A 26342-nucleotide genomic window follows, 5' to 3' on the forward strand; every position below is an offset into this window, starting at 1 on the left:
CGAAAGGGTTTTTTATTTTTCTCTTTTTAAAATTTTAATAATGAAAAAAGGTTCGCATGGAACCTTTTTTAGTTTTTAAAGAAAGCGTCATATAATGCTTTAATAGCTTGTTTTTCTTGTTCTTGATTAACAACAAACATGATGGACACCTCACTAGAGCCCTGAGAAATCATCTGGATATTAATATTATTTTCAGATAATGCTTTAGTAGCTGTTGCAGTAACCCCAATCTGACTCTTCATGTTTTCTCCTACAATCATGATAATAGAAAGATTATGTTCAATTTCAGCGTGGTCAACTTGTAATTCTTGAATTAGTTGTTTAAGAATTTCTTGTTCTTTAATTGGAGTTAATTCTTTAGAACGTAAGATAATGGACAAATCATCAATACCGGTAGGCATATGGTCCCAACTAATATTTAAATCTTCTAATACTTGAAGAAGTTTTCGTCCAAATCCTACTTCACGGTTCATCAAATATTTACTGGTATTGATGCTGACAAAGCCTGAGTCTCCAGCAATACCAACAACTTTAACATTGTCATCGGTATGGTTAAGAACAATTTTTGTTCCTGGGTGTTTAGGGTTATTGGTGTTTTTAATCACCATTGGAATTTTTCCACGGTAGGCTGGAACAAGAGCTTCGTCATGAAGGACGCTAAAGCCGGCGTAAGCTAATTCCCGCATTTCTTTGTAGGTCAATTCTGGAATAGAAAGAGGGTTCTTAATGATTCCGGGATGGGCTGCAAAAATTCCATTAACATCTGTGAAGTTCTCATAGAGATCAGCTTTCACACCAGCTGCAATGATTGAGCCAGTAATATCTGATCCTCCGCGTGAGAAAGTACAAACTTGTCCTTCTTTTGTAATTCCAAAGAAGCCAGGGATGACGAGGATTTCATTGTATTCCTTTAATTCTTCAATTTTATCGTAACTAGAAGGTAGGATTCTTGCATTACAAGGTTCACTAGTTACAAAAATGCCAGCCTTTTTAGGATGAATGTATTTAGCATCTAATCCTTTTTGGACAAAGTAAGCAGCAACTAATTTAGCGTTGTTGTTTTCGCCTGCTGCTAAGAAGGTATCGTACAAGAAAGTATCATCATCTTTTGGCAAGGTAGCTAAGGAAAGGATATCTTTTGCAATATCTTCTATTATTGTTTCTTTCAATCCTAGTTCTTCGGTGATGGAGCGGTATCGGTTGATGATCCATTCTTGGCTTTTAGTCGTATCTTTTCCATTGATGTATTGCTTGTAGTACTTGATGAGAGCATCAGTTACTTTAGTATCGACTGCATCCCGTTTTCCAGGAGCAGATACAATAACATATTTTCGTTCTTCATCTTCTTGAACAATCTTGAATACTTTTTCTAGTTGTGTAGCGGAAGCTAATGAACTACCACCAAATTTTACTACTTTCATGTAGACTCCTTTTTAATAACTTTGTTTAAATTATACCAAAGAAAGGGAGGGGATACAATCTAAAATGACCTTGTTCTAAAGGATCTTTTTCCGATGTGACACTTGTGATCATAATTTTGATTGTCGAATCAAATGGTTTATGCTAAAATAATAGAAACATAAAACTTCCACGTTCAAATAATTTGAAGTTGCAATTATAGGAGGGATATCTAATGGTATTTGATCATATTATTTATGCTGTTGAAGAGGATCTCGCATCTATTATTTTAAATAGACCCGAGGTTTCCAATGGTTTTAACATTCCTATGTGTCAAGAAATTATAGAGGCTTTAGGACTAGCTGAACAAAATTCTCAAGTTCGCTTTATTTTGTTTAAAGCAGTTGGGAAAATCTTTTCTGTTGGTGGTGACTTGGCAGAGATGAAACGGGCAGTTGATGAGGATGATATTGATTCCTTAACACAAATCGCTGTACTTGTGAATCAGATTTCAAAAATGATGAAGCAGATTCCAAAACCTGTCATCATGGTGGCAGATGGTGCTGTTGCTGGGGCTACTGCTAATATGGCAGTTGCTGCAGATTTTTGTATTGCATCTGATAAGGCTAAATTTATCCAAGCCTTTGTCGGTGTCGGCCTAGCTCCAGATGCAGGGGGCCTCTTCTTACTAGGAAGGGCAATTGGTCTCAATAGAGCAACTCAATTAGCTATGACGGGTGAACCTCTCAGTGCAGAGAAAGCACTGGATTATGGGGTTGTTTACAAAGTTTCTGAAGTTGATAAGTTAGAAAAGACGGTAAATCAATTGCTAATCAAATTGAGACGAAGTTCAGATAATTCATTTGCCGCAATTAAGGAATTAGCATGGGACAGTATGCTTACCGCTTGGGATAACTATACCGAATTAGAGCTGAAACTTCAGAAAAAATTGTCACTGATGGATGACTTTAAAGAAGGCGTTATTGCCTATTCAGAAAGGCGTCGTCCTAAGTTCCAAGGAAAATAAAAACGTAAAAAGTTTATGTTTTTCTCGCTAAAAGCTTGCTATTTGATTTGAATTTTGATAAAATTCGATTATCAAAGTAATAAAATAGGGGGTGTGGTTTTTGAATTTTCAACTAGTCAATGATTACCTTACATCCATTTTTAATAACGTTTTAGTCATCGAAGAAACAAGCTTGCGTAGCAGTCGATTTAATGATGTTTCCATCAAAGAGATGCATACGATTGATGTAATTGGTTCGACACCAAACGCAACTCCAAGTGATATTTCACGTTCCTTGATGGTAACGTTAGGTACGGTCACAACCAGTTTAAATAATCTAGAGAGAAAAGGTTATATTGAACGGACGAGATCTGAAATTGATCGGCGTGTGGTACATTTGAGTTTGACTCAAAAGGGAAAACTCTTGTATCGTCTCCATCAACAATTTCATAAGAGGATGGTCAATCAAATTATCGATGGAATGTCTCCAGATGAGCGTAAAGTGATGCAAAAAGGATTGCAAAATCTTTATCGTTTCTTGGAGGAGTTAAAATAATGGCATTTGCAAAAATTACTCAAGTTGCTCATTATTCTCCAACTCAGGTGATTTCCAATCAGGATCTTTCAGAACGGATGGATACTAGTGATGAGTGGATTGCCAGTCGGACGGGGATTCGCAAGCGACATATTTCTCAAACGGAAACAACGAGTGATTTAGCTGCAGAAGTTGCCAAGCGCTTATTGAAAAAAAGTGGTCTCGCAGCTGAGCAACTGGATTTTATCTTTGTTGCAACAATTTCCCCAGATTCAATGATGCCCTCTACTGCGGCTCGTGTACAAGCTAAAGTTGGTGCGGATAAAGCTTTTGCTTTTGATGTGACAGCAGCTTGTAGTGGATTTGTATTTGCCCTAGCAACTGCTGAAAAGTTTATTCGTTCTGGACAGTACAAACGAGGCTTAGTCATCGGAAGTGAGACCCTATCTAAAGTGATTGACTGGGAAGATCGGACGACAGCGGTATTATTTGGAGATGGTGCAGGTGGCGTCTTACTAGAGTCTTCAGAACAGCAAACCTTCTTAGCAGAGAGTTTGTATACTGATGGTTCTCGTGGAGAGGTCCTGCAGTCATCCTTTGTTGGCTTATCTTCTCCATATTCAAACAAGGAAGTGGATCATAAATACTTATCTATGGATGGTAGGGCTGTTTTTGATTTTGCCATTCGAGATGTGGCTAAGAGTATTCAAAGCTTGTTAGCTACTGCTCCAGTAGCAGTTGATGAAATCGATTATTTTTTCTTGCATCAAGCCAATGATCGCATCTTAGATAAAATAGCGAAAAAAATTGGAGTACCCAGAGAAAAATTGCCAGCAAATATGATGGAATATGGAAACACTAGTGCAGCTAGTATTCCAATTTTATTATCGGAGTGTGTCGACCAAGGACTAATCAAATTGGATGGAAGTCAAACAATTCTTCTGTCAGGATTTGGTGGAGGTTTGACATGGGGCACACTTCTTGTTACAATCTAGTTAACTATGTGGAGACACATTTTAAAAATTTTAATTTATTTTAAGGAGGCCAATCATGGCAGTATTTGAAAAAGTACAAGAAATTATCGTTGAAGAACTTGGTAAAGAAGCATCAGAAGTAACACTTGAGTCTACTTTTGAAGATCTTGAAGCTGATTCATTGGATTTGTTCCAAGTGATTTCAGAAATTGAAGATGCTTTCGACATTCAAATTGAAACTGAAGAAGGATTGTCTACTGTAGGGGATCTTGTTGCTTACGTAGAAGAAAAAACTAAATAATAATGGATGAGAGTATCGAAAGATATTCTCTCTTGTTTAGGTAATAGTTTGAAGCTCAAAGCAAAGAAACGCTTTCAAACTATTACTTAAGCGAAAACGAGGAAGGTACTATGCAAACACGAATTACTGAATTATTAAACATTAAATATCCAATTTTCCAAGGTGGTATGGCTTGGGTTGCTGATGGAGATTTAGCTGGGGCTGTATCCAATGCAGGTGGACTTGGGATTATTGGTGGAGGGAATGCTCCAAAAGAAGTTGTCAAAGCAAATATTGATCGAGTTAAATCTATTACAGACAAACCTTTTGGAGTCAATATCATGCTCCTCTCTCCTTTTGCAGATGATATTGTTGACTTGGTTATCGAAGAAGGGGTAAAGGTTGTCACCACTGGTGCAGGGAATCCTGGAAAATACATGGATCGTTTCCACGAAGCTGGCATTACCGTTATCCCGGTTGTACCTTCAGTAGCCTTGGCCAAACGGATGGAAAAACTAGGTGCGGATGCTGTGATTGCTGAAGGGATGGAAGCAGGAGGGCATATTGGTAAATTGACGACCATGACCCTGGTTCGTCAAGTGGTCGAAGCTGTTTCTGTTCCCGTTATTGGTGCTGGTGGTGTGGCAGATGGTGCTGGAGCTGCTGCAGTCTTCATGCTTGGAGCAGATGCTGTTCAAGTGGGAACACGATTTGTCGTTGCTAAAGAATCAAATGCTCACCAAAACTTTAAGAATAAAATCTTGAAAGCTAAGGACATTGATACAGTGGTTTCTGCTTCAGTTGTTGGACATCCAGTTCGTGCGATTAAGAATAAATTAGCTTCTGCCTACAACCAAGCAGAAAAAGATTTTTTGGCTGGTAAGAAGACCCAAGAAGAAATTGAAGAATTAGGAGCAGGTGCTCTTCGCAATGCTGTTGTCGACGGAGACGTTGATAACGGATCTGTGATGTCAGGACAAATTGCAGGTCTCGTAAGTAAAGAAGAAACCTGTGCTGAAATCTTGGAAGATATCTATTTTGGAGCTGCTAAAGTCATTCAGAAAGAAGCAGCTCGCTGGGCAGATGTCAAATTCTAACAAGTAAAGGAAAGGAAAAGAACAGTGACAAAACGTGCTTTCTTATTTGCTGGTCAAGGTGCCCAAAAATTGGGGATGGCTAGTGACTTGTATGCAACTTATCCGATTGTTAAGGAGACATTTGATACTGCAAGTCAGATTTTGGGTTATGATTTGCGTGAATTGATTGATTCGGATGAAGAAAAGCTTAATCAAACACGCTTTACCCAGCCGGCTATTTTGACAACTTCAGTAGCTATTTATCGTCTATTGGCAGAAAAGGGCATGACACCGGATATTGTTGCCGGTCTTTCTCTAGGAGAATATTCTGCTCTAGTTGCCGCAGGTGCTCTTTCCTTTGAAGAAGCGGTCGCCTTGGTAGCTAAGCGAGGGGAATTTATGGAAACTGCTGCACCTGCTGGAAGCGGGAAGATGGTAGCAGTCATGAACACAGATCCTGCCTTGATTGAAGAAATTTGTCAGAAGGCTTCTGTGAAGGGAGTTGTTACCCCAGCCAACTACAACACCCCTTCCCAAATTGTGATTGGTGGAGAGGTTGAAGCTGTAGATTATGCGGTTGAATTATTACAAGAAGCGGGTGCCAAGCGTCTCATTCCACTTAATGTCTCTGGTCCCTTCCATACAGCTTTACTGGCTTCTGCTAGTGAAAAACTAGCGACTGAACTTGAAAAAGTTACTTTTAAGGACTTTAGCTTGCCTTTGGTTGGGAATACAGAAGCAAAGATCATGAAATCAGACGAAATCAAAGCTTTATTAGCTCGCCAAGTGATGGAGCCCGTTCGTTTCTATGATTCGATTGCGACGATTCAAGAGTTTGGAGTAGATGAAGTGATTGAAATTGGTCCAGGTAAGGTCTTGACTGGTTTCTTGAAAAAGATTGATAAAACTCTTCCAACGAAAAATGTGGAGGATCAAGCCAGTCTTGATGCCCTACTGAACGAATAAGATGAGGTGACTATGGAACTAAAGAATAAAAATGTATTTGTTACTGGCTCAAGTCGAGGCATTGGCTTGGCTATTGCGCATAAATTTGCGTCAAAAGGTGCCAACATTGTCTTAAATAGTCGTGGAGAGCTCCCAGCAGGCCTAGTGGATGAATTTGCCTCATATGGTGTGAAGGTAGTTGGCGTTACTGGGGACGTATCCCAAGCTGCGGAAGCAAAACGAATGGTCGCGGAAGCGATTGAAGCACTTGGCTCAGTAGACATCCTTGTCAACAATGCTGGGATTACCAATGATAAGCTCATGTTGAAATTGACGGAAGAAGATTTTGAGCAAGTCTTGAAGGTGAATTTGACCGGTGCTTTTAATATGACACAATCAGTCTTAAAACCGATGACCAAAGCACGTGAAGGTGCTATCATTAACATGTCGAGTGTTGTCGGTCTGACAGGAAATGTTGGACAAGCCAACTATGCAGCCTCAAAAGCTGGTTTGATTGGTTTTTCTAAATCTGTAGCACGTGAAGTAGCTGGTAGAAATGTCCGTGTCAATGTCATTGCGCCGGGCTTCATTGAGTCTGATATGACAGAAGGACTTCCTGAAAAAATTAAAGAAATGTCTCTCGCTCAAATTCCAATGAAACGATTTGGAAATACAGAAGAAGTGGCAGATGTTGCAGTCTTTCTTGCGACTCAAGAATATCTAACAGGGCAAGTCATCGCAATTGATGGTGGCTTAACCATGCAATAAAAAGAGGTAGGTTTTGAAATGAAATTAAATCGTGTTGTTGTAACAGGCTATGGCTTGACATCTCCAATCGGAAACACTCCAGAAGAATTTTGGAATAGTTTAAAAGAAGGAAAAATTGGAATTGGTCCAATTACAAAATTTGACCACAGTGACTTTGCTGTTCATAATGCAGCTGAAATCCAAGATTTCCCATTTGATAAGTACTTTATCAAGAAAGATACAAACCGCTTTGACAACTACTCTTTGTATGCCTTGTATGCCGCTCAAGAAGCTGTGAATCATGCAGGTTTAGATGTAGAAGCTATTGATAAAGATCGTTTTGGTGTCATTGTTGCTTCTGGTATCGGTGGTATCAAAGAAATCGAAGATCAAGTGATTCGTTTGCATGAAAAAGGACCAAAACGTGTCAAACCAATGACCCTTCCAAAAGCTTTGCCAAATATGGCATCTGGTAATGTTGCCATGCGTTTTGGAGCTAATGGAATTTGTAAATCGATTAATACTGCTTGTGCCTCTTCCAATGATGCGATTGGGGATGCTTTCCGCGCTATTAAGTTTGGTTTCCAAGATTTGATGTTGGTGGGTGGTTCAGAAGCTTCTATTACGCCATTTGCAATCGCCGGTTTCCAAGCCTTGACAGCTCTTTCAACAACAGAAGATCCAACTCGTGCTTCTATTCCATTTGATAAAGATCGGAATGGATTTGTAATGGGTGAAGGATCAGGAATGTTGGTACTTGAAAGTTTGGAACACGCTGAAAAACGTGGTGCAACCATTCTTGCTGAAGTCGTGGGTTACGGAAATACTTGTGATGCTTACCATATGACTTCTCCACATCCAGAAGGTCAAGGTGCTATTAAAGCAATGAAGTTGGCTTTGGATGAGGCAGAAATTGAACCAGCTCAAGTTGATTATGTCAACGCCCATGGTACCTCTACTCCAGCAAATGAAAAAGGAGAAAGTGGTGCAATCGTTTCTGTATTTGGTACAGAAGTTCCAGTATCTTCTACAAAATCATTTACAGGTCACCTCTTGGGGGCAGCAGGGGCAGTTGAAGCTATTGCGACGATTGAAGCAATTCGCCATCAATATGTTCCAAAAACTGCTGGAACACAAGAGTTATCAGATTATATTGAAGCCAATGTCATCTTTGGTGAAGGGCAAGAACGTCCGATTTCTTATGCCATTTCCAATACATTTGGATTTGGAGGACACAATGCTGTCTTAGCCTTTAAACGTTGGGAGGGATAAAGTGAATATTCAAGAAATTAAAGACTTAATGAGTCAATTTGACCAGTCTAGTCTTCGTGAATTTACCTATCAAAATGCAACGGATGCGCTATCATTTAGTAAAAACACTGGCAGTGTAGCTAGCCCGCAACCAGCTACTCCAGCTCCTGTTGTTCAGGAAGTAGCACCCGCTGTTGAGAGCCCTGTGGTTCTTGCAGAAGAACCAGCTACTCCTTCAGTACCAGCTCCAGAAGCTGCTCCAGCAGTGGCAGCAGAAGGGGAAGTAGTTGAAAGCCCTCTTGTCGGTGTAGCCTATTTAGCTTCAGGTCCAGATAAACCAGCCTTTGTTCAGGTTGGAGATAGTGTCTCAAAAGGCCAAACTCTATTGATTATTGAAGCAATGAAAGTTATGAACGAAGTTCCTGCACCAAGGGATGGAATTGTAACTGAAATCCTTGTTTCGAATGAAGAAATGGTTGAGTTTGGGAAAGGGTTGGTACGGATTAAATGATCGATATTCAAGCTATTAAAGAGGCTCTTCCGCACCGCTACCCTATGTTATTGGTGGATCGCGTCCTTGAAACAAGCGAGGATACGATTGTAGCCATCAAAAATGTTACGATCAATGAGCCCTTCTTTAATGGGCATTTTCCAAGCTATCCAGTTATGCCAGGTGTTCTCATTATGGAAGCCTTAGCACAAACTGCTGGTGTCTTAGAATTGTCCAAACCAGAAAATAAAGGGAAATTAGTCTTTTATGCTGGAATGGATAAGGTTAAATTTAAAAAACAAGTCGTTCCGGGAGATCAGCTCGTGATGACGGCTACCTTTGTTAAGCGTCGTGGCTCGATTGCGGTCGTGGAAGCAAAAGCGGAAGTCGACGGGAAATTAGCTGCTAGCGGGACCCTAACATTTGCAATTGGTAACTAGGGAGGTTTCTATGTTCCGAAAAATTTTAATCGCGAATCGTGGTGAAATTGCGGTCCGGATTATTCGAGCTGCTCGTGAATTAGGAATTGAAACAGTCGCTGTCTATTCAACGGCTGATAAGGAAGCCTTGCATACCTTACTTGCGGATGAAGCAGTTTGTATTGGGCCTGCCAAGTCAACAGAGTCTTATTTGAATATGAATGCTGTCTTATCTGCGGCAGTTCTAACTGGTTCCGAAGCAATTCACCCAGGCTTTGGTTTTCTTAGTGAGAATTCTAAGTTTGCCACTATGTGTGAAGAAGTCGGAATTAAGTTCATCGGACCATCAGGATCTGTCATGGATATGATGGGAGATAAAATTAATGCCCGGGCGCAAATGATCAAAGCAGGTGTGCCGGTTATTCCAGGATCAGATGGAGAAGTTCATACTGCTGAAGAAGCCTTGAGCGTTGCAGATCGGATTGGATATCCTGTCATGTTGAAGGCCTCAGCTGGGGGTGGAGGTAAAGGAATCCGTAAAGTGGAACGGGCAGAAGACCTGGTTCCAGCCTTTGAATCTGCTTCAACAGAGGCTAAGGCGGCCTTTGGCAATGGTGCTATGTACCTAGAACGCGTCATCTATCCAGCTCGTCATATTGAGGTTCAAATCTTGGCTGACCAATTTGGACATGTGGTTCATTTGGGTGAGCGGGATTGCTCGCTTCAGAGAAACAATCAAAAAGTTCTCGAAGAATCTCCATCCGTTGCAATTGGTAAGACGATTCGAGATCAAATTGGCTCTGCAGCCGTCCGCGCAGCAGAATCTGTTGGCTATGAAAATGCTGGGACAATCGAGTTTCTTTACGATGAAGGAAAAGGCGAATTTTACTTCATGGAGATGAATACTCGGGTTCAAGTTGAGCATCCAGTGACGGAATTTGTCACAGGAATGGATATCGTGAAAGAGCAAATTAAGATTGCTGCGGGCCAAGAATTGTCTGTCCGTCAAGAAGATATTCAAATTTCTGGTCATGCTATTGAATGCCGGATCAATGCGGAGAATCCTGCCTTTAACTTTGCACCAAGCCCAGGAAAAATCACCAATCTCTACCTTCCAAGTGGAGGGGTTGGCTTGCGCGTGGATTCTGCAGTCTACCCGGGCTATACGATTCCACCTTACTACGATAGTATGATTGCCAAAATCATTGTCCATGGAGAGAATCGTTTCGATGCCTTGATGAAGATGCAACGCGCCCTCTATGAGTTGGAAATTGACGGTGTAATGACCAACAGTGATTTCCAATTGGATTTGATTTCAGATCCGAATGTGATTGCTGGTGATTACGATACCGCCTTCCTGATGGAAAAATTTTTACCAAATTATCAGAAAAATCAATAAACATTGAACTTTGTAAATGTGAGATTCATTTTCACAAGGAATGAACGCGCACAATTACAAAGTTCTTTTACCAAGTAAGGAGAAGTTGATGGCTTTATTTTCTAAAAAAGATAAGTACATTCGAATTAATCCCAATCGGTCGGCCATTGAAGCACCTCAGCCGAAACCAGAAGTTCCAGATGAGTTGTTTTCTCAGTGTCCGGGCTGTAAACATACGATTTACCAAAAGGATCTAGGAAGTGAACGTCTATGTCCTAAGTGTGGTTATACCTTCCGTATTTCTGCGGTAGAGCGACTTCAATTAACGATTGATCCAGGAAGCTTTATTGAACTGTTTACGGGTATTGAGACCAAGGACCCGCTTAAGTTTCCAAACTACAAGAAGAAATTGGCGACTGTCCGTGAATTGACAGGACTTGATGAGGCTGTTTTAACAGGAACTGCAAAGATTGGGGGCCATCAAGTGGCTCTTGGTATTATGGATTCCAATTTTATCATGGCTTCTATGGGCTCTGTGGTCGGTGAAAAGATTACACGACTATTTGAATTGGCGACAGAAGAAAAGCTCCCAGTCGTGCTCTTTACAGCTTCTGGTGGTGCTCGAATGCAAGAAGGAATCGTCAGTTTGATGCAGATGGCTAAAATCTCTGCAGCTGTTCAAAGACACTCAAAAGCAGGCTTGTTTTATCTGACTGTTTTAACAGACCCAACAACAGGAGGGGTAACAGCATCATTCGCAATGGAAGGGGATATCATCATTGCGGAGAGTCAAGCCCTTGTGGGATTTGCAGGTCGACGAGTGATCGAGTCTACCGTAAGAGAACAGTTGCCGGATAATTTCCAAAAGGCTGAATTTTTGCAGGAGCATGGCTTTGTGGATGTGATTGTCCAACGTAGTGAGATGCGTTCAACAATCGCAGACTTGTTAGCCTTTCATGGAGGGAAGTAATGACAAGAATAACACAAATTATTAAAGAAGCTCGTGACCAAGGACGTTTGACAGCTCTCGATTATGCTCATGGAATTTTTGATAACTTTATCGAATTACATGGCGATCGGAATTTCCGAGATGACGGTGCAGTCATTGGTGGAATTGGTTGGCTAGGAGATCAAGCGGTAACGGTTGTCGGGATTCAAAAAGGAAAGAATCTTCAGGATAACCTCAGTCGAAACTTTGGTCAACCCCACCCTGAAGGTTATCGAAAAGCCTTGCGTCTGATGAAACAGGCGGAGAAGTTTGGTCGTCCAGTAGTAACCTTCATCAATACCGCGGGTGCTTATCCAGGTGTTGGCGCTGAAGAACGGGGGCAGGGTGAGGCTATTGCCCGCAACCTTATGGAAATGAGTGATTTAAAGGTTCCCATTATCGCTATTATCATCGGAGAAGGAGGCTCAGGTGGAGCCCTTGCTCTAGCTGTAGCAGATAAGGTCTGGATGCTGGAGAACTCCATCTATGCCGTCTTGAGTCCAGAAGGATTTGCTTCTATTCTATGGAAAGATGGAAGCCGTGCCATGGAAGCGGCTGAATTGATGAAGATTACTTCGCATGAGTTGTTAAATATGGATATTGTGGACAAGGTGATTCCGGAGCATGGTTTTTCTAATGGCGAATTACTCGCTCAAGTGAAGAAGGAAATTCAAGCAGAATTGAAGGAGCTACAAGACTTATCTCTCGAAGATCTGCTAGAGCAACGTTACCAACGTTTTCGTAAATATTAAAAAACTGAGCTTGCAATTTGCAAGACTCAGTTTTTTTAACTTTATTTTGGTGCGATGACTTCAGCGCCACCCATGTATGGACGAAGAACTTCAGGAATGGTTACAGAACCATCTTCATTTTGATAGTTTTCAAGAATTGCTGCCACAGTACGTCCAACGGCCAATCCAGAACCATTCAAAGTGTGAAGAAGTTTGACTTTACCATCTGCTTCGTCACGGTAACGGATTTGCGCACGACGAGCTTGGAAATCTTCTGTATTGGAACAGCTTGAGATTTCACGGTAAGTATTTTGTGCAGGGATCCATACTTCCAAGTCATAGGTCTTAGCAGCTGAGAAGCCCATGTCTCCTGTAGAAAGAGCCATGACACGGTATGGAAGATTCAGTTTTTGAAGGATGTTTTCAGCATTGGCTGTCATTTTCTCCAATTCTTCATATGACTCTTCAGGTTTAGCAAATTTAACCATTTCAACCTTGTGGAATTGGTGCAAACGGATCAAGCCACGTGTATCGCGACCAGCAGAACCAGCTTCTGAACGGAAAGATGGGCTCATGGCAGTAAAGTAGATTGGTAGATCTTTGCCATCGATGATTTCATCACGGTAGTAGTTAGTTAAAGGCACTTCAGCGGTTGGAATCAAGACATAGTTGGTGTCGCTGAGTTCAAAAGTATCTTCCTTGAATTTTGGATATTGACCAGTACCAAACATAGAATCGTGGTTAACCATGTAAGGAGTGATAACTTCAGTGTAGCCTTCCTTACCGTGCTCATCCAGCATAAAGTTGTAGATAGCACGTTCCAGGCGAGCTCCAAGTCCCTTATAGAAGAGGAAGCGAGCACCAGTGACTTTTCCACCACGTTCCCAATCAAGGATGTCTAAGTCCTCACCAAGGTCCCAGTGAGCTTTTGGTTCAAAGTCAAACTCGCGAGGAGTTCCCCAACGGCGAACTTCAACATTATCGTCTTCGTCAGCCCCAATAGGAACACTGTCAGCCGGGATGTTTGGAAGGGTTGTAGTAAATTCTGTCAATTTGGCATCGATTTCAGCCAATTCTGCATCCAATGCTTTGACTTCTGCAGAGAGAGTTTGCATGGCAGCAATTTTATCATCTGCATTTTCCTTGTTGCGTTTGGCTTGAGCGATTTCAGCAGAGACTGTGTTCCGCTCAGCCTTGAGGCTTTCTACTTTGACCAAGATATCACGACGTTTGGCATCGATCTCTTTCATTTCGTTCAAAATGGCCGCATCAACACCGCGTGTCGCTAATTTTTCAGCAACTGTATCAAAGTCTGTACGAATTCGTTTAATATCTAACATAGCTTCTCCTTTAACAAAAAACACACCTGTTACAGTGTTGGAGTGGCAGGGCCACGGTTCCATCCAACTTCACAGGTGTGCACTTGATTTGATCTTCAATTTTTTGATAAACGGTAGAATTTCGATTAAGTCCTCTATCTGCTCACAGCAACCGCAGACTTTCTGAAAGAGCCTCTTAACTTACTTATCCGTTTTCGTTTATTATACAAGAAAAGTCCCTATTTTGCAAATAGATTTTTAATTTTAGCAACAATCATTTGAACCAAGGTGGGAAGCTTGACAATTTTATCATTTCCAAGGTGTTGACGGGCAATTTTTAAGATTTTTCCCGAGTCTTTAGAAGCAAAGAGGAACTTGCTGTCCTTGGTATAGATTTCAAAATGGCGGCTAATTTTACGTCCAGATACAATAGCTCCGATCTGATCGATTTCTTTCCAAGGAATTTGGATGTAGTCTTCAACATTGGCATCCGCATAAAATTCAAAAGCCATATCCCCAACTAACATTTTTCCAACCTTTCCTCCAACACCTAGATAAGAAACACCAGTGGTGTGGAATTCCACGGTTTTATTCTGCGATTGTGCCATGTGCTCCTCCTGTAACAATATTCATTTCATTATACCATAATAAAAAGAAGGCCGAAACCTTCTTTTTTGTTGATCTTTGCTTACATCAAGCCTGCAACGTGTGCCAAGATACCGATGACAAAGAGGGCGATGATGATAGTGATTGGAGATACTTTTTTCTTCAATAACCACATACAAGCAAAAGTAAGAAGTAAGCCCATCAAACCAGGAATCAATGAATCCAAGTTTTGTTGGAAAGTCGTAACTTTTTCAGGTGTTTGAGATAGGCCTGAACCAACTTGAGCGAAGGCTTCTTGGATTCCCTTGTATCCTTCAGGAAGTTTATCCCAGTGGATATAAGCCTTGTCGGCTAATTTGACAGAAGAAACATTGAAGACGAATTTAATCGATACCCAACGTTCTACTAGGACAGCGAGGATGAACATCCCAAGGATAGAAGCTCCTTTAGTGATGTCCTGCAAGATCCCACCAGACATATCTTTGGTAATTTCAGAACCCGCTTTGTATCCAAGTTCTTGGGTATACCACAAGAAGGACATACGAATAGCGTTCCATGCAAGGAAGAAGATGAGTGGTCCAAGGATGTTACCTGTCGCGGCAAGGGATGCTCCAAGAGCTCCCAAGATTGGACGAACTGTAAACCAGAAGACTGGATCTCCAATACCAGCCAAAGGCCCCATCATACCGATTTTCACCCCTTGGATAGCTGCATCATCAATGGCAGCTCCATTTGCTTTTTCTTCTTCAAGGGCAAGAGTTACCCCGATGATTGGAGCAGCAACGTATGGGTGAGTGTTGAAGAACTCCATGTGACGCTCAAGAGCAGCCGCTTGGTCTTCTTTCTTCGTGTAGAGTTTTTTGATGGCTGGGATCAATGAGTAAGCCCAACCCAAGTTTTGCATCCGTTCGTAGTTCCAAGAACCTTGCAAGAAGGTTGAACGCCACCAAACTTTTTGACGATCTGATTTAGATAATTGTAATTTTTCAGTCATGATAGTGTCACACCTTTCTTAATAGTCTTCGAGAATATCGCCGATTGGGTCATTAGAAGTAGCGGCTCCGCCACCACCATTGCCACCTTTTTTAGAAAGAGAAAGGTAGATCAAGGCAAGGGCAACACCAATCGCACCAAGGGCGATCAAGGTCAATTGGCTAACAGCTGCAAGAGCAAAACCAATGGCAAAGAATGGCCAAACTTCACGGCTTGCCATCATATTGATAACCATGGCATAACCAACGGCTACAACCATACCACCACCGATTTGCATACCGTCTGACAACCAAGCAGGCATTGCTTCAAGCGCACCTTTAACGGTAGCAGCAGGAATCATCAAAAGAAGGGCTGCAGGAATAGCGATGCGGAGACCTTGAAGAAGAAGGGCAATAAAGTGAGCGCGTTCTACACCTTTAATATCACCTTTTTTAGCAGCAGCGTCGGCAGTGTGGACCAAACCAACGGAGAGAGTCCGGACGATCATGGTCAAGAAAAGACCAGCAACTGCAAGTGGAATAGCCACACCTTGAGCCACAGCGATTCCTTTAGTGCTAAAGTCACCACCAAGAACCAAGATAATCGCAGCAGCGACAGATGCAAGAGCTGCATCGGGTGCAACGGCGGCACCAATGTTAGCCCAGCCTAGTGCAAGTAATTGAAGGGAACCACCAAGCATAACACCGGCAGTCAAGTTACCTGTTACCAAACCGATTAAGGTACAAGCAACAAGTGGTTGGTGGAATTGGAATTGGTCAAGGATACCTTCAAGACCTGCTAAGAAGGCAACAACGACCACTAATACCATAGAAATAATAGACATGTTTAAAATCCTTTCGTAAGTAATCGATTATTGAACGTTAGCTTTGTTAATTAAGTCAAACAAATCTTTCTTAGAGTCATTTGGCACTTTTCGTACGTCAAATTCCACTCCAAGATCACGCATTTTTTCGAATGTAGCCACATCCTCTTTGTCCATCGACAACACATTGTTGACCATGGTTTTACCAGTTGAGTGAGCCATTGATCCAACGTTCAAGGTTTTAATCGGAACACCACCCTCGATGGCACGAAGGGCATCTTGAGGTGTTTCAAATAAGATCAAAGCATGTGTTTCACCAAAGCGTGGATCTTTTGCAACGTCGATCAATTTTTGAATTGGGACAACGTTTGCTTTCACACCATTTGGTGCTGCTTGCTTGATCAACTCTTTACGGAGTTCATCTTTAGCAACTGAGTCTGAAGCAACGATAATGCGATTTGCTTTTGAATCTGGAGTCCAAGCAGTAGCGACTTGTCCATGAAGGAGACGAGTATCTAAGCGAGCAAGGTTGATCTTGAGCTTACCATCTCCAATCACTGTTCCTTCTGGAATAGCAGCTTGGGCAACAGGAGCAGCGGAAGTAGTGCTTGCTTCTTCGACTGGATTCAATTCTTCTGGAAGAGCTTTGATTCCGTCTTTAGATTCTTTTATGATGTTTGCAGCGACTTTATCAACGCCGGCAGTTGCATCCATCAAACGCTCTGTATAAGCTTGAATCAACATCGGAAGGTTTAATCCTGTGATGATCGCAAATTTACGATCGGGATTTTCCCCCATGACACGACTCGCTTGGTTAAATGGAGAACCACTCCAAAGGTCAGCCAAAACCAAGATTTCATCTTCTGCATCAAATGTGGCAACAGCAGCATTGAATTTAGCATAGAGATCATCTGGGCCTTCACTTGGCATGAACGTAACCACTTGAACTTTCTCTTGATCCCCAAAGATCATCGAGCCGGATTGGTGGATTCCAGCTGCAAATTCACCGTGGCTAGCAATAATGATACCAATACTCATTATTGACATTCCTCCTTATAAAATTTGTTTGACTTTCAGTTTAAGAAAACTTTAAGTATTCTTTATTATAAAACGTTTTCACGAAAAAGTCAATGATACCACCTTTTTGCCTAGTAGAATCAAGCAGGAAGGGTCTCTTTTGTTTTTTTGAAAAAGAGTGAAAATAACTGAAAAAGCGAACATTAAGTGAGAAAATTTGAATTTATTAAAGAGATTTTAGACATTTATTTCCTGAATGATTGTCAAAAACAGTAAAAAATTCTGATCATAAAATTAAGGTGTGATTAGACGGAGCAGATAAAAAAGGTTAGTCCAGGAGGGCTAACCTTGAAGGAAAATATTCTTAATGTGTGAAATCTAGTACCATACGTCCTTGAATGGTTCCAGCTTCCATTTCGTCAAAAACTTTAACCGCATCTTCTACTGGGCGTTTTTGAACGACTGGCACTACCAAGCCTTCTGCACCAAATTGGAAGGCTTCTTCCAAGTCTTTACGAGTTCCTACTAGAGAACCAATGACCTGGATACCATCTAATACCGTTTTCACAATGCTGAGATCCATCATTTCAGAAGGAAGTCCGACTGCGACAACACGACCACCGGCACGAACAGAATCTACTGCTTGGTTGAAGGCAACTTTAGAGACAGCAGTTACGACAGCAGAGTGAGCGCCACCATTTGTTTTTTCTTTGATCAATCCTGGGACATCTTCGACTTCGTGACCGTTGATGACAAAATCTGCACCAACTTCTTTCGCTAATTCCAGTTTATCGTTGTTGATATCGACAGCGATGACATGTGCGTTGAAGACTTTCTTAGCATATTGAACACCCAAGTTTCCAAGTCCACCAGCTCCATAGATAACGATCCATTGTCCTGGTTCAGCTTTGGCCTCTTTGATGGCTTTGTAAGTTGTAACCCCGGCACAGGTAATAGAAGAAGCTTGTGCTGGATCTAATCCTTCTGGTACTTTCACTGCGTAATCTGCAGTAACGATACATTGTTCAGCCATTCCTCCATCAACAGAGTAACCAGCATTTTTTACAGTACGGCAAAGTGTTTCACGACCAGTCGTACAGTATTCACAAGTTCCACATCCTTCGAAGAACCAAGCAACACTGACACGATCCCCAACTTTCAGGCTCTTCACATCTGGAGCAAGTTCTTTTACGACTCCAATTCCTTCGTGTCCAAGAACACGGCCTGGAACTTTACCGAAGTCTCCGTGTGCGACGTGCAAGTCAGTGTGGCAGACACCACAGTATTCGATTTGAACAAGAGCTTCCCCTGTTTCAAGTGGTCGCATGTCTTTGTTCGCAACGATTTCAACACCAGTACCTTCTGGGTTTACAACAACAGCTTTCATAGTTTTCCTCCTCAAGAGCTTAGTTGAATTAGAGACGGTAATAAAACGAGAAGTAGAATCACTTGAGTCATTATCGTATGAAACGAGCTAGGCTCCTTTTTTATTTTTGTTATGTTAATTTTATCACAAACTTTGTCGATTAGCAAGCGCTTACACAGAAAATTTTCTGAAAGTAAACTTAACCAGTTAAATTATTTTCAGAAAAGGTCCCGTATGTTTGAGAAAACAAAAAGCTTGAATCCTTTCTTGTAAAAGGTGATTCAAGCAATTCTCTTTATTTATAGGAAGAGTTTTTCTAGTTGACGAGCAACGCCGTCCTGATCATTTGTATACTCAGTTTGTTTATCGGCATAGGGGAGGAGGACAGGATTGGCGTTTTTCATTGCATAACCAGTTCCTGCAAAAGCTAACATGTCTGTATCGTTTTGTTCGTCTCCAAAGGCAATCAGATCTTTCCGATCAAGTCCGTAAGTCTCGAGGAGATAGTTAAGGGCAAAGGCCTTATTGACCCCTTTTGGAGCGCACTCCAGAATGTTGAGGGGTCCACCCCAGCTATTGATTTCTAGCTCGTGATGGTAGTAATCACGCATTTCTTCGGCTAAAGCATACTTATCTTCAGCGCGTGTTTGAAAGAGGATGGCATTCGGATTTTCGGTAACTTTACGAGCTTCGAATTTTGTTTTGGAGGAGATTTTTGAAACTCCAAATAAGGCGGGATCAATAGTATGGTGGTAGGTATGGGTGACATAGAACTTATTGCGATACTCTCCTGCAATAAAGTCCGCTTGGATGTCATTTTCTCTCTCGACCATATCGAGGAGGTATTTTTTATCAAGGGTCATCGATAATTCTTTCGACCATTTTTTATTTGGAATATGAGTGAGAGCGCCGTTAAAGTTAATCATGGGACTTTCCAATCCCAATTCCTTATAGATATGATCTGCCATTCGATAGGGACGCCCAGTTGTAATAATGACCTGGTGGCCTTGTTCACTTACTTTTTGGATAGTTTCAATCGTATAGGATGATAATTTACTCTCAGAATTTAATAAGGTGCCATCTAAATCGACAGCGATTAGTTTCTTATTCATAGGAAGAATCCTTTCATTTGTATGGTTTTTCGAACTCTAAATAAGGAATGTTTTATAGAGTATAGAGCACCATATTTTAAGACGAATGTTACCATTATACCAGATAAACAGGAAAATTTCAGTCTTTCGAATAGAAGATGATATGACACGAAAGATTGTCCAGATGAATCTCTTGTAAAAGTGAATAATATTTGATAAAATATTGGTGTTGTTCGTGATTGAGTCGCGAGCAGATTTATTTTTTTTAAGGAGTTTATTGGAAAAATGGATAAGTTTTTCAAACTATCTGAACACGGAACGACGGTTCGTACAGAGGTATTAGCTGGTTTAACGACTTTCTTTGCCATGTCTTATATCTTGTTTGTAAACCCTCAAATGCTTTCCCAAACAGGAATGCCTGCTCAAGGAGTATTTCTAGCAACCATTATTGGTTCAGTCGTTGGGACTCTCATGATGGCTTTCTATGCGAATCTGCCTTATGCCCAAGCACCAGGGATGGGCTTGAACGCCTTCTTTACCTTTACAGTGGTATTTGGGATGGGCTATTCTTGGAAAGAAGCTTTGGGAATGGTCTTTATTTGCGGACTAATTTCATTGGTTATTACATTAACCAATGTTCGGAAAATGATTATTGAGTCCATTCCAAATGCTTTGCGTTCAGCTATCTCAGCTGGTATCGGAATTTTCTTGGCCTATGTCGGAATTAAAAATGCTGGCCTGTTGAAGTTTTCAATTGATCCACATACTTATACGGTGGCAGGAGAAGGAGCAGATAAGGCCAATGCGGCAATTACAGCAAATTCTGCAGCGGTCCCAGGACTCGTTAGTTTCAATAGTCCGACAGTCCTCCTTGCTTTGGCTGGCTTAGCTATCACTGTTTTCTTTGTCATCAAGGGCATTAAAGGTGGTATTATCCTTTCAATCCTTACGACAACAGTCCTTGCTATTTTGTTTGGCATTGTTGATCTTTCAACGATTGACTTTTCTAGCACCCATCTTGGAGCAGCTGTCAATGATCTTGGGAAAATTTTTGGTGCTGCACTTGGTTCAGAAGGATTAGGTTCTTTGATTACCAATACTTCTCGTCTTCCTGAAACCTTGATGGCTATCTTAGCATTCTCCTTGACAGATATCTTTGATACGATTGGTACCTTGATCGGTACAGGAGAAAAAGTCGGAATCGTTGCTACAAATGGTGAAAATCATCAATCCGCTAAATTGGATAAAGCCCTTTATTCAGACCTCGTAGCGACATCTGTTGGTGCTATTGCAGGTACTTCGAATGTGACGACTTATGTTGAGTCAGCTGCGGGAATTGGAGCTGGTGGACGGACTGGTTTGACAGCCCTTGTAGTAGCCATCTGTTTCGCAGTGTCAAGTATCTTTAGTCCCCTTCTTGCTATTGTACCGACAGCAGCCACAGCACCGATTTTGATCATCGTTGGGATCATGATGTTGAGTAGCCTGAAAAACATCCATTGGGATGATATGGCAGAAGCTGTACCAGCCTTCTTCACCTCTATCTTTATGGGATTCAGTTATTCCATCACAAATGGGATTGCAGCAGGTTTTATTACTTATACAGTAACTAAACTTGTCAAAGGTGAAGCCAAAGAGGTTCACAGTATGATTTGGATTCTAGATGCTTTGTTTATTCTGAACTTTATCAGTATGGCCCTTCATTAAACTGAATCTTGTTAGAAGCTAGTCCTAGTGGCTGGCTTCTTTTTAGTTCTTGTTTTTTACTGCTAGTCTTACGAATGGATAGGAGATGCGTCTAAAAACTTTGGACAGGACCCTATTCTTTTTGATATAATGGGAGAATGAGAAGCCAAAATGAGAATGAGTTGATTAACCTTGGGAAAGCCCTGGGTCAACTGCTAGAAAAACAGGATGTTTTAATTCTGATAGGAGATCTTGGAGCTGGAAAAACCACCTTTACAAAGGGAGTGGCACAAGGACTCGATATTGATCAGATGATTAAGAGTCCAACATATACGATTGTTAGAGAGTATGAAGGCCGCTTACCCTTGTATCACTTAGATGTTTATCGGATTGGAGATGATCCTGATTCGATTGACTTAGATGACTTTTTATTTGGTGAAGGAGTTACCGTCATTGAATGGGGAGAGTTGTTAGAAACCAGCCTTCCTGCAGGTTATTTGAAAGTAGAACTACTGAAACGGGGAGATGGCAGAGAGATTCGATTGTCAGCTGTAGGTGATCGAGCTGAAAACTTAAAGCAACTCTTTCTGCAGTCTGTAGGAGCTTGTTAAATGGAACAAGAGTTAGATCTTTTTTTAAAAGAAGCAGACGCCTCTGATGCCCAAGCTCTCTTAGATTTTTTTCAAGAAGTGGCTGGAGAATCTGATTTTATGACTCTAGGCTCGGAAGGGCTTGGAATGACTAGACAAGAATTGGAACTGTTTGCTGAGAAGCAAGCTCAGACAGCTAATCAGCTTTGTCTCTTATTGTATTTGGGCCAAGATTTGGTAGGAGTTCTCAATATAGCAGCAGAACAAAATAGGGCTTTGCAACATATTGGGGATATTTTTATCGTAGTTCGAAAAAAGTATTGGAACAAGGGCTTGGGACGGATTTTATTAGAAGAAGGCATTGCATGGGCGGAGTCATCTGGAGTTATTCGAAAACTTGATTTGAGTGTGCAGGTCCGAAATGAACGAGCTGTCCATCTCTACCAATCTCTTGGATTTGAAATAGAAGGTCTCCGTAAGAGAGGAGTCTACACTAAAGAAGGGGAATTTATTGACGTTTACCTAATGGGCAAACAAATAGATGGAAATAAGGTATGATTAAAAAAATACTATTCATGTTTTTAAGTTTATTAGCTGTCACTGTTGTTGGCGTCGGAGCCTATGGCTTAACGATTCTGAACCAGTCGACAGATACCTTGAGTAAAACTTATAAAGGTTTTGGAGATGAAAATAACGTTATTGCAGAGAATAAGCCGATGACAATCTTGCTCATGGGAGTAGATACCGGCTCTGGTTCACGTGAAGATCTTTGGCAAGGCAATAGTGACACCATGATTCTAGTGACGGTTAATCCCAAGAAGCGGGAAACAACCATGATGAGTTTGGAACGTGATATTTTAACCAATATTACGGAGGATGGAGAAACTTACCAAGCTAAGTTAAATGCCGCCTATTCTAAAGGTGGTGCAAAATTGGCGATTAAAACGATTCAAGATTTGATGAATCTTCATATTGATCGCTATGTCATGATCAATATGCAAGGCTTGGTTCAGTTGGTTGATAAGGTAGGCGGGATCACCGTTACCAATCCCTTCGATTTTGACATTTCGATTGAAGAAAATGAACCGGAATATACTGCTAAAATCCCACCAGGCCGTCAGGAAATTAATGGAGATCAAGCGCTAGTCTATGCACGGATGCGCTACCAAGACCCTGAAGGGGACTATGGTCGCCAGAAGCGTCAACGAGAAGTGATTAAAAAGGTTGTTGAGAAAATATTGAGTTTAGACGGTTTAAGTCATTACCAAGGGATTATTGAAGCCATTAGCGACAACATGCAAACCAATATTTCACTGAGCACCAACAGTTTGATGCAGTTAATGGGTTATAAAGATGCCTTGAAGACTATTCATTCCAAACAGTTGCGAGGTGAAGATGCGACCTTGGCAGATGGCGGTAGCTATCAACTAGTTACATCTAAACATTTATTAAGCATGCAAAACTTGCTCCGGAAATCTCTTGGCTTGGATCCAGTGAAGAAACTAAAAACCAATGCCTACCTTTTTGATCAAGAAGAAGAACCGAGCTCAAGTTTAAGTAATTCCTCAACAACTACGGACACTCCAACTGCTCCAATTCAAGATACGGGTGGAGGCTATTACGAACAATCCTATGTCCCAGAGACTCCGGTCACTTCTGATGGTGTCGCTCAAAATCCAGCTCCAGTGACAACTCCTTCTAGTATCACGGCTGTTGATCCAGGAACAAATCAATTAGCTCCGGTTGTAACAGAATAAAAAAGTGTGGGAAAAAGTCTATGATGCTATTGCTCGTTCCTTACTAAAATATGAAAAAAGGAATGATAGATGAGATCTCATTCCTAAACATAAAAATTCACCCTTATTATAGTATAAGGGTGAATATTTTGTACTTTTGGAAGTTATCGGATAAAGCACTCTGGCTAATTAAAAAGTTTCCCAAAGTCTTTTCAACCTTCCTCCCTCTAGAAAGCAGTACTGTGAGCAATCAAGCACTGCGTTATGCAGTTATAGCTGATATAGATTAAAGGTTGGACACTTTATGTCAGACTCTTTTTGTATAAAGTTAAGTTTCTAATTTTTGCCTACTGACTTTTCTGACCAGATGTCTTGAATTTGTTCCAAGGCAACGCTTGCTTGTTTCGAAAAAATACGTGTTTTGTAGGAGAAATCCGTTAGGAGTTCATTCACATTTTCCTTCTGCTCTTGGATAATTTCTAAATTTTTTTGAATTTTAGAAAGATTGGCTTGAATGCCTTCGGAAAGTAGTTTCGTCTCGTTTATTTCTTTTTGAAGAGACACCCGATTTTTTACCAATTGGTAGCTGATGCCAGCGCCTGTCGCAAACCAGACTAAATTTCTCAATTTCATATGTGACTCCTTGTCTTACTGGGCTGCAATGAGCTCTGCTAGGCGAGCAAGTTGGTCAAAATCAGGCTCATGAGCAGTGAAGTCAATCTTCAAATCGTCTTCTTGGGAATAGCGTGGAAGGATATGAACATGGGTATGGAAGACCGATTGTCCAGCAATTTCTTCCATATTGCTAATGACATTCATTCCTTTAGGCTGAGTTGCGTTTCCAACATTTTTGGCTACCTGAGAAACAACCTCGAAAAGTTCACCGGTTTCGTTAGGTGTCATTTCGAGTAAGTTGCGGGCATGTTTTTTAGGAATGACAAGGGTGTGACCAGCTGTCACTTGAGAGATATCTAAAAAGGCAAGAAAATGTTCGTCTTCATAGACTTTTGAAGCAGGAATGTCACCAGCAACGATCTTACAAAAAATACAATCCGAAACCATAAAGGCACCTCATTTTAGCTAGATTTTGTTATAATATAAGAACATTATACCAGAAAGCAGAGAAAATATGTTAGAAATTAAGAACTTGACAGGAGGCTATGTCAATATCCCTGTCCTTAAAGACGTAAGCTTCGAGGTTGACAATGGTCAATTAGTTGGACTCATTGGCTTAAATGGAGCGGGTAAATCCACAACCATTAATGAAATTATTGGTCTTTTGCGACCATACTCTGGAGAAATTCGGATTGATGGCTTAAGCTTGGCCGAATCACCAAGTGCTTACCGCCAAAAGATTGGTTATATTCCAGAAACACCTAGTCTCTATGAAGAGTTGACCTTGCGTGAACACATTGAAACGGTTGCTATGGCCTATGATTTAGATCAAAAGGCTGTTTTTGCACGCGTAGCTCCTCTTTTGAAACAGTTTCGATTAGAGGAAAAGTTGGATTGGTTCCCTGCCCATTTTTCTAAGGGAATGAAACAAAAGGTAATGATTATTTGTGCCTTTGCAGTAGATCCAAGTTTATTTATTGTAGATGAGCCTTTTTTGGGATTGGACCCAGTTGCTATTGCCGATCTGATTCACTTATTAGAGACTGAAAAAGGGAAGGGAAAATCAATCTTAATGAGTACCCATGTCTTGGATTCTGCCGAAAAAATGTGTGATGCCTTTGTGATTCTTCATAAGGGACAAGTACGAGCGCAAGGAACTTTAGAAGATTTGCAAGAGGAATTTGGTATGTTAGGTGCAGATCTCAATGCTATTTATTTGGCTTTAACAGAAGAGGCTGACCAATGATAGCAGTATTACAAAAGAGAAAACAATCCTTTCGAAATCAGTGCTTAAAATATTCTCGCTATGTTCTGAATGACCATTTTGTCCTCTTTCTTTTGATTTTCTTAGGGTTTCTAGCTGTTCAATATAGCCAATTTTTGCGTGCGCTACCGGAGGATAGAAGTTTTTTGCTAGTGTTGCTTGTATTTGCTCCTCTTTTACTAGTCCCAGTTGGATCGATTGCTACCTACCTTGAAAAACCGGATATGATTTTCCTCTTAGTTAAAGAAGAAGAGTTGAAAGAGTATCTCAGGATACAGACTCTACGGGCTACTATGTTTTGGGGAGTCTTGCAGACCATTTTTCTTCTCTTATTCCTCCCTTTGGCTCTGGCCATGGGCTTATCTGCTCTAGTTGTAATTTTTTACTTGGTTTTTCTCTTTCTTCTGAAAGCTTTGGTTTTTCAATGGAAGGGGAAAAGATTTTATCACCAGGAAGGTTTGAATTGGACCCGAATGATTGAGGTTGAAAATCTCAGAAAGCAAACGATTCTTCGATTTTTTGCCCTCTTTACTAATGTTAAGGGGATTACAAACAGTGTGAAACGGAGAGCTTATCTAGATGGCTTGACGAGTCTAGTTCCAAAAGTTACTAGCAAAACCTGGAACAATCTCTATCTGCGTTCCTATCTTCGAAATGGGGATTTGTTTGCGATGAGCCTGCGTTTGTTAGGATTATCGCTAGCCGTTTTTGTGTTTGTTCCCCAATCGATGGTAGCTGTAGCTATCGTTGCCCTCTTTAATTATTTGTTGGTTTTTCAATTGCTAGGTCTCTATAATGCTTTTGATTATCAATACCTGACCAAGCTGTTTCCATTAGAAACTGGAACGAAGACACGTGGTCTTCTTCAAACGATGCAAATGCTGCTGTTAATAGTAGGAGGCATTGAAGGAGTCGTGGGCTTGTTTGCTCTTGAAGACAAGCTTCTTGTTCTTGTTCTTCTTGCTTTCACAGCCTTGTTAAGCCATTTATACGCTCCTTTCAAGCTGAGACGATTAGTTGACGAAATGCTATAAAATTA

General features: G+C 41.1%; 29 protein-coding genes. 19 read left to right on the top strand and 10 right to left on the bottom strand.

Annotated features, from left to right (window positions below):
- Nucleotides 1-68: 68 nt before the first annotated feature.
- The gene (locus E5S68_RS09425) at nt 69-1421 is read right to left on the bottom strand and encodes an aspartate kinase (protein ID WP_135783325.1); all 1353 of its coding nucleotides are present in this window, start codon (nt 1419-1421) and stop codon (nt 69-71) included.
- 212 nt (nt 1422-1633) lie between these two features.
- Here E5S68_RS09425 and fabM point away from each other — a divergent pair, with 212 nt between their 5' ends.
- From fabM to E5S68_RS09490, 13 genes are all read left to right on the top strand, one after another.
- Nucleotides 1634-2425, top strand: a complete 792-nt coding sequence (fabM, locus tag E5S68_RS09430) for a trans-2-decenoyl-ACP isomerase (RefSeq protein ID WP_135783326.1) — start codon at nt 1634-1636, stop codon at nt 2423-2425.
- A gap of 100 nt (nt 2426-2525) precedes the next feature.
- A complete protein-coding gene (fabT, locus tag E5S68_RS09435) occupies nt 2526-2960 on the top strand; it encodes a fatty acid biosynthesis transcriptional regulator FabT (RefSeq protein WP_135783327.1) in 435 nt (144 codons plus the stop codon).
- Entirely contained in the window at nt 2960-3934 is a 975-nt protein-coding gene (locus E5S68_RS09440) for a beta-ketoacyl-ACP synthase III (protein WP_135783328.1), read from the top strand. Before fabT ends, E5S68_RS09440 begins: the two co-directional genes overlap by 1 nt.
- 55 nt (nt 3935-3989) lie before the next feature.
- Nucleotides 3990-4214 carry an acyl carrier protein gene (locus E5S68_RS09445; protein ID WP_135783329.1) on the top strand — a complete coding sequence of 75 codons (225 nt, stop codon included), beginning with the start codon at nt 3990-3992 and terminating at the stop codon, nt 4212-4214.
- A 110-nt stretch (nt 4215-4324) separates the two neighbouring features.
- Nucleotides 4325-5290 (top strand): enoyl-[acyl-carrier-protein] reductase FabK, encoded by a 966-nt coding sequence (fabK, locus tag E5S68_RS09450; RefSeq protein WP_135783330.1) that lies wholly within the window; start codon nt 4325-4327, stop codon nt 5288-5290.
- 24 nt (nt 5291-5314) lie between these two features.
- A complete protein-coding gene (gene fabD / locus E5S68_RS09455; RefSeq protein WP_135783331.1) occupies nt 5315-6235 on the top strand; it encodes an ACP S-malonyltransferase in 921 nt (306 codons plus the stop codon).
- A gap of 12 nt (nt 6236-6247) precedes the next feature.
- Nucleotides 6248-6982, top strand: coding sequence for a 3-oxoacyl-[acyl-carrier-protein] reductase (fabG, locus tag E5S68_RS09460; protein WP_048688768.1), 735 nt, complete (start codon nt 6248-6250; stop codon nt 6980-6982).
- Nucleotides 6983-7000: 18 nt separating this feature from the next.
- Complete coding sequence (fabF, locus tag E5S68_RS09465; RefSeq protein ID WP_023022242.1) at nt 7001-8233, top strand: beta-ketoacyl-ACP synthase II; 1233 nt, start codon at nt 7001-7003, stop codon at nt 8231-8233.
- A gap of 1 nt (nt 8234) precedes the next feature.
- Nucleotides 8235-8723, top strand: coding sequence for an acetyl-CoA carboxylase biotin carboxyl carrier protein (gene accB / locus E5S68_RS09470; RefSeq protein ID WP_135783332.1), 489 nt, complete (start codon nt 8235-8237; stop codon nt 8721-8723).
- On the top strand, nt 8720-9142 hold the full coding sequence (gene fabZ / locus E5S68_RS09475) for a 3-hydroxyacyl-ACP dehydratase FabZ (protein ID WP_006596902.1): 423 nt from the start codon (nt 8720-8722) through the stop codon (nt 9140-9142). Before accB ends, fabZ begins: the two co-directional genes overlap by 4 nt.
- A 10-nt stretch (nt 9143-9152) precedes the next feature.
- Nucleotides 9153-10520, top strand: coding sequence for an acetyl-CoA carboxylase biotin carboxylase subunit (locus E5S68_RS09480; protein ID WP_135783333.1), 1368 nt, complete (start codon nt 9153-9155; stop codon nt 10518-10520).
- A gap of 88 nt (nt 10521-10608) precedes the next feature.
- On the top strand, nt 10609-11469 hold the full coding sequence (gene accD / locus E5S68_RS09485; RefSeq protein WP_135783334.1) for an acetyl-CoA carboxylase, carboxyltransferase subunit beta: 861 nt from the start codon (nt 10609-10611) through the stop codon (nt 11467-11469).
- Entirely contained in the window at nt 11469-12239 is a 771-nt protein-coding gene (locus E5S68_RS09490) for an acetyl-CoA carboxylase carboxyl transferase subunit alpha (protein WP_135783335.1), read from the top strand. Before accD ends, E5S68_RS09490 begins: the two co-directional genes overlap by 1 nt.
- A 41-nt stretch (nt 12240-12280) precedes the next feature.
- Here E5S68_RS09490 and serS read toward each other — a convergent pair whose 3' ends face one another.
- From serS to E5S68_RS09525, 7 genes are all read right to left on the bottom strand, one after another.
- On the bottom strand, nt 12281-13558 hold the full coding sequence (gene serS, locus E5S68_RS09495; RefSeq protein WP_135783336.1) for a serine--tRNA ligase: 1278 nt from the start codon (nt 13556-13558) through the stop codon (nt 12281-12283).
- Nucleotides 13559-13776: 218 nt separating this feature from the next.
- A complete protein-coding gene (locus E5S68_RS09500) occupies nt 13777-14145 on the bottom strand; it encodes a DUF956 family protein (protein WP_135783337.1) in 369 nt (122 codons plus the stop codon).
- 80 nt (nt 14146-14225) lie between these two features.
- The gene (locus E5S68_RS09505) at nt 14226-15137 is read right to left on the bottom strand and encodes a PTS system mannose/fructose/sorbose family transporter subunit IID (protein WP_135783338.1); all 912 of its coding nucleotides are present in this window, start codon (nt 15135-15137) and stop codon (nt 14226-14228) included.
- An 18-nt stretch (nt 15138-15155) separates the two neighbouring features.
- Entirely contained in the window at nt 15156-15959 is an 804-nt protein-coding gene (locus E5S68_RS09510; protein WP_135783339.1) for a PTS mannose/fructose/sorbose transporter subunit IIC, read from the bottom strand.
- Nucleotides 15960-15986: 27 nt separating this feature from the next.
- Nucleotides 15987-16976 carry a PTS sugar transporter subunit IIB gene (locus E5S68_RS09515; RefSeq protein ID WP_135783340.1) on the bottom strand — a complete coding sequence of 330 codons (990 nt, stop codon included), beginning with the start codon at nt 16974-16976 and terminating at the stop codon, nt 15987-15989.
- Nucleotides 16977-17319: 343 nt separating this feature from the next.
- Nucleotides 17320-18342: an alcohol dehydrogenase AdhP gene (gene adhP / locus E5S68_RS09520; protein WP_135783341.1), complete on the bottom strand. Its 1023-nt coding sequence runs from the start codon at nt 18340-18342 to the stop codon at nt 17320-17322.
- 278 nt (nt 18343-18620) lie between these two features.
- Nucleotides 18621-19433, bottom strand: coding sequence for a Cof-type HAD-IIB family hydrolase (locus tag E5S68_RS09525; protein WP_135783342.1), 813 nt, complete (start codon nt 19431-19433; stop codon nt 18621-18623).
- 264 nt (nt 19434-19697) lie between these two features.
- Between E5S68_RS09525 and E5S68_RS09530 the strand changes: the two genes are divergently transcribed.
- The 4 genes from E5S68_RS09530 (at nt 19698) to lytR (ending at nt 23445) form a co-directional block, all read left to right on the top strand.
- A complete protein-coding gene (locus E5S68_RS09530; RefSeq protein WP_135783343.1) occupies nt 19698-21119 on the top strand; it encodes an NCS2 family permease in 1422 nt (473 codons plus the stop codon).
- Nucleotides 21120-21256: 137 nt separating this feature from the next.
- Nucleotides 21257-21709: a tRNA (adenosine(37)-N6)-threonylcarbamoyltransferase complex ATPase subunit type 1 TsaE gene (tsaE, locus tag E5S68_RS09535; RefSeq protein ID WP_135783344.1), complete on the top strand. Its 453-nt coding sequence runs from the start codon at nt 21257-21259 to the stop codon at nt 21707-21709.
- Nucleotides 21710-22246: a GNAT family N-acetyltransferase gene (locus tag E5S68_RS09540; protein ID WP_135783345.1), complete on the top strand. Its 537-nt coding sequence runs from the start codon at nt 21710-21712 to the stop codon at nt 22244-22246.
- Complete coding sequence (gene lytR, locus E5S68_RS09545) at nt 22243-23445, top strand: glycopolymer--peptidoglycan transferase LytR (RefSeq protein WP_135783346.1); 1203 nt, start codon at nt 22243-22245, stop codon at nt 23443-23445. Before E5S68_RS09540 ends, lytR begins: the two co-directional genes overlap by 4 nt.
- Nucleotides 23446-23760: 315 nt before the next feature.
- On the opposite strand, the gene E5S68_RS09550 is transcribed toward lytR, so the two are convergent.
- Nucleotides 23761-24057, bottom strand: a complete 297-nt coding sequence (locus E5S68_RS09550; protein WP_135783347.1) for a hypothetical protein — start codon at nt 24055-24057, stop codon at nt 23761-23763.
- A 15-nt stretch (nt 24058-24072) separates the two neighbouring features.
- Nucleotides 24073-24486, bottom strand: coding sequence for an HIT family protein (locus E5S68_RS09555; RefSeq protein WP_135783348.1), 414 nt, complete (start codon nt 24484-24486; stop codon nt 24073-24075).
- 67 nt (nt 24487-24553) lie between these two features.
- Here E5S68_RS09555 and E5S68_RS09560 point away from each other — a divergent pair, with 67 nt between their 5' ends.
- Together E5S68_RS09560 and E5S68_RS09565 are read left to right on the top strand one after the other, a co-directional pair.
- The gene (locus tag E5S68_RS09560) at nt 24554-25285 is read left to right on the top strand and encodes an ABC transporter ATP-binding protein (protein ID WP_135783349.1); all 732 of its coding nucleotides are present in this window, start codon (nt 24554-24556) and stop codon (nt 25283-25285) included.
- Nucleotides 25282-26337 carry an ABC transporter permease gene (locus E5S68_RS09565; protein WP_135783350.1) on the top strand — a complete coding sequence of 352 codons (1056 nt, stop codon included), beginning with the start codon at nt 25282-25284 and terminating at the stop codon, nt 26335-26337. The genes E5S68_RS09560 and E5S68_RS09565 overlap by 4 nt, the downstream gene beginning before the upstream one ends.
- Nucleotides 26338-26342 lie beyond the last annotated feature (5 nt).

Source organism: Streptococcus rubneri, from assembly GCF_004785935.1.
In the GTDB taxonomy this organism is placed as follows: Bacteria; Bacillota; Bacilli; order Lactobacillales; family Streptococcaceae; genus Streptococcus; species Streptococcus rubneri.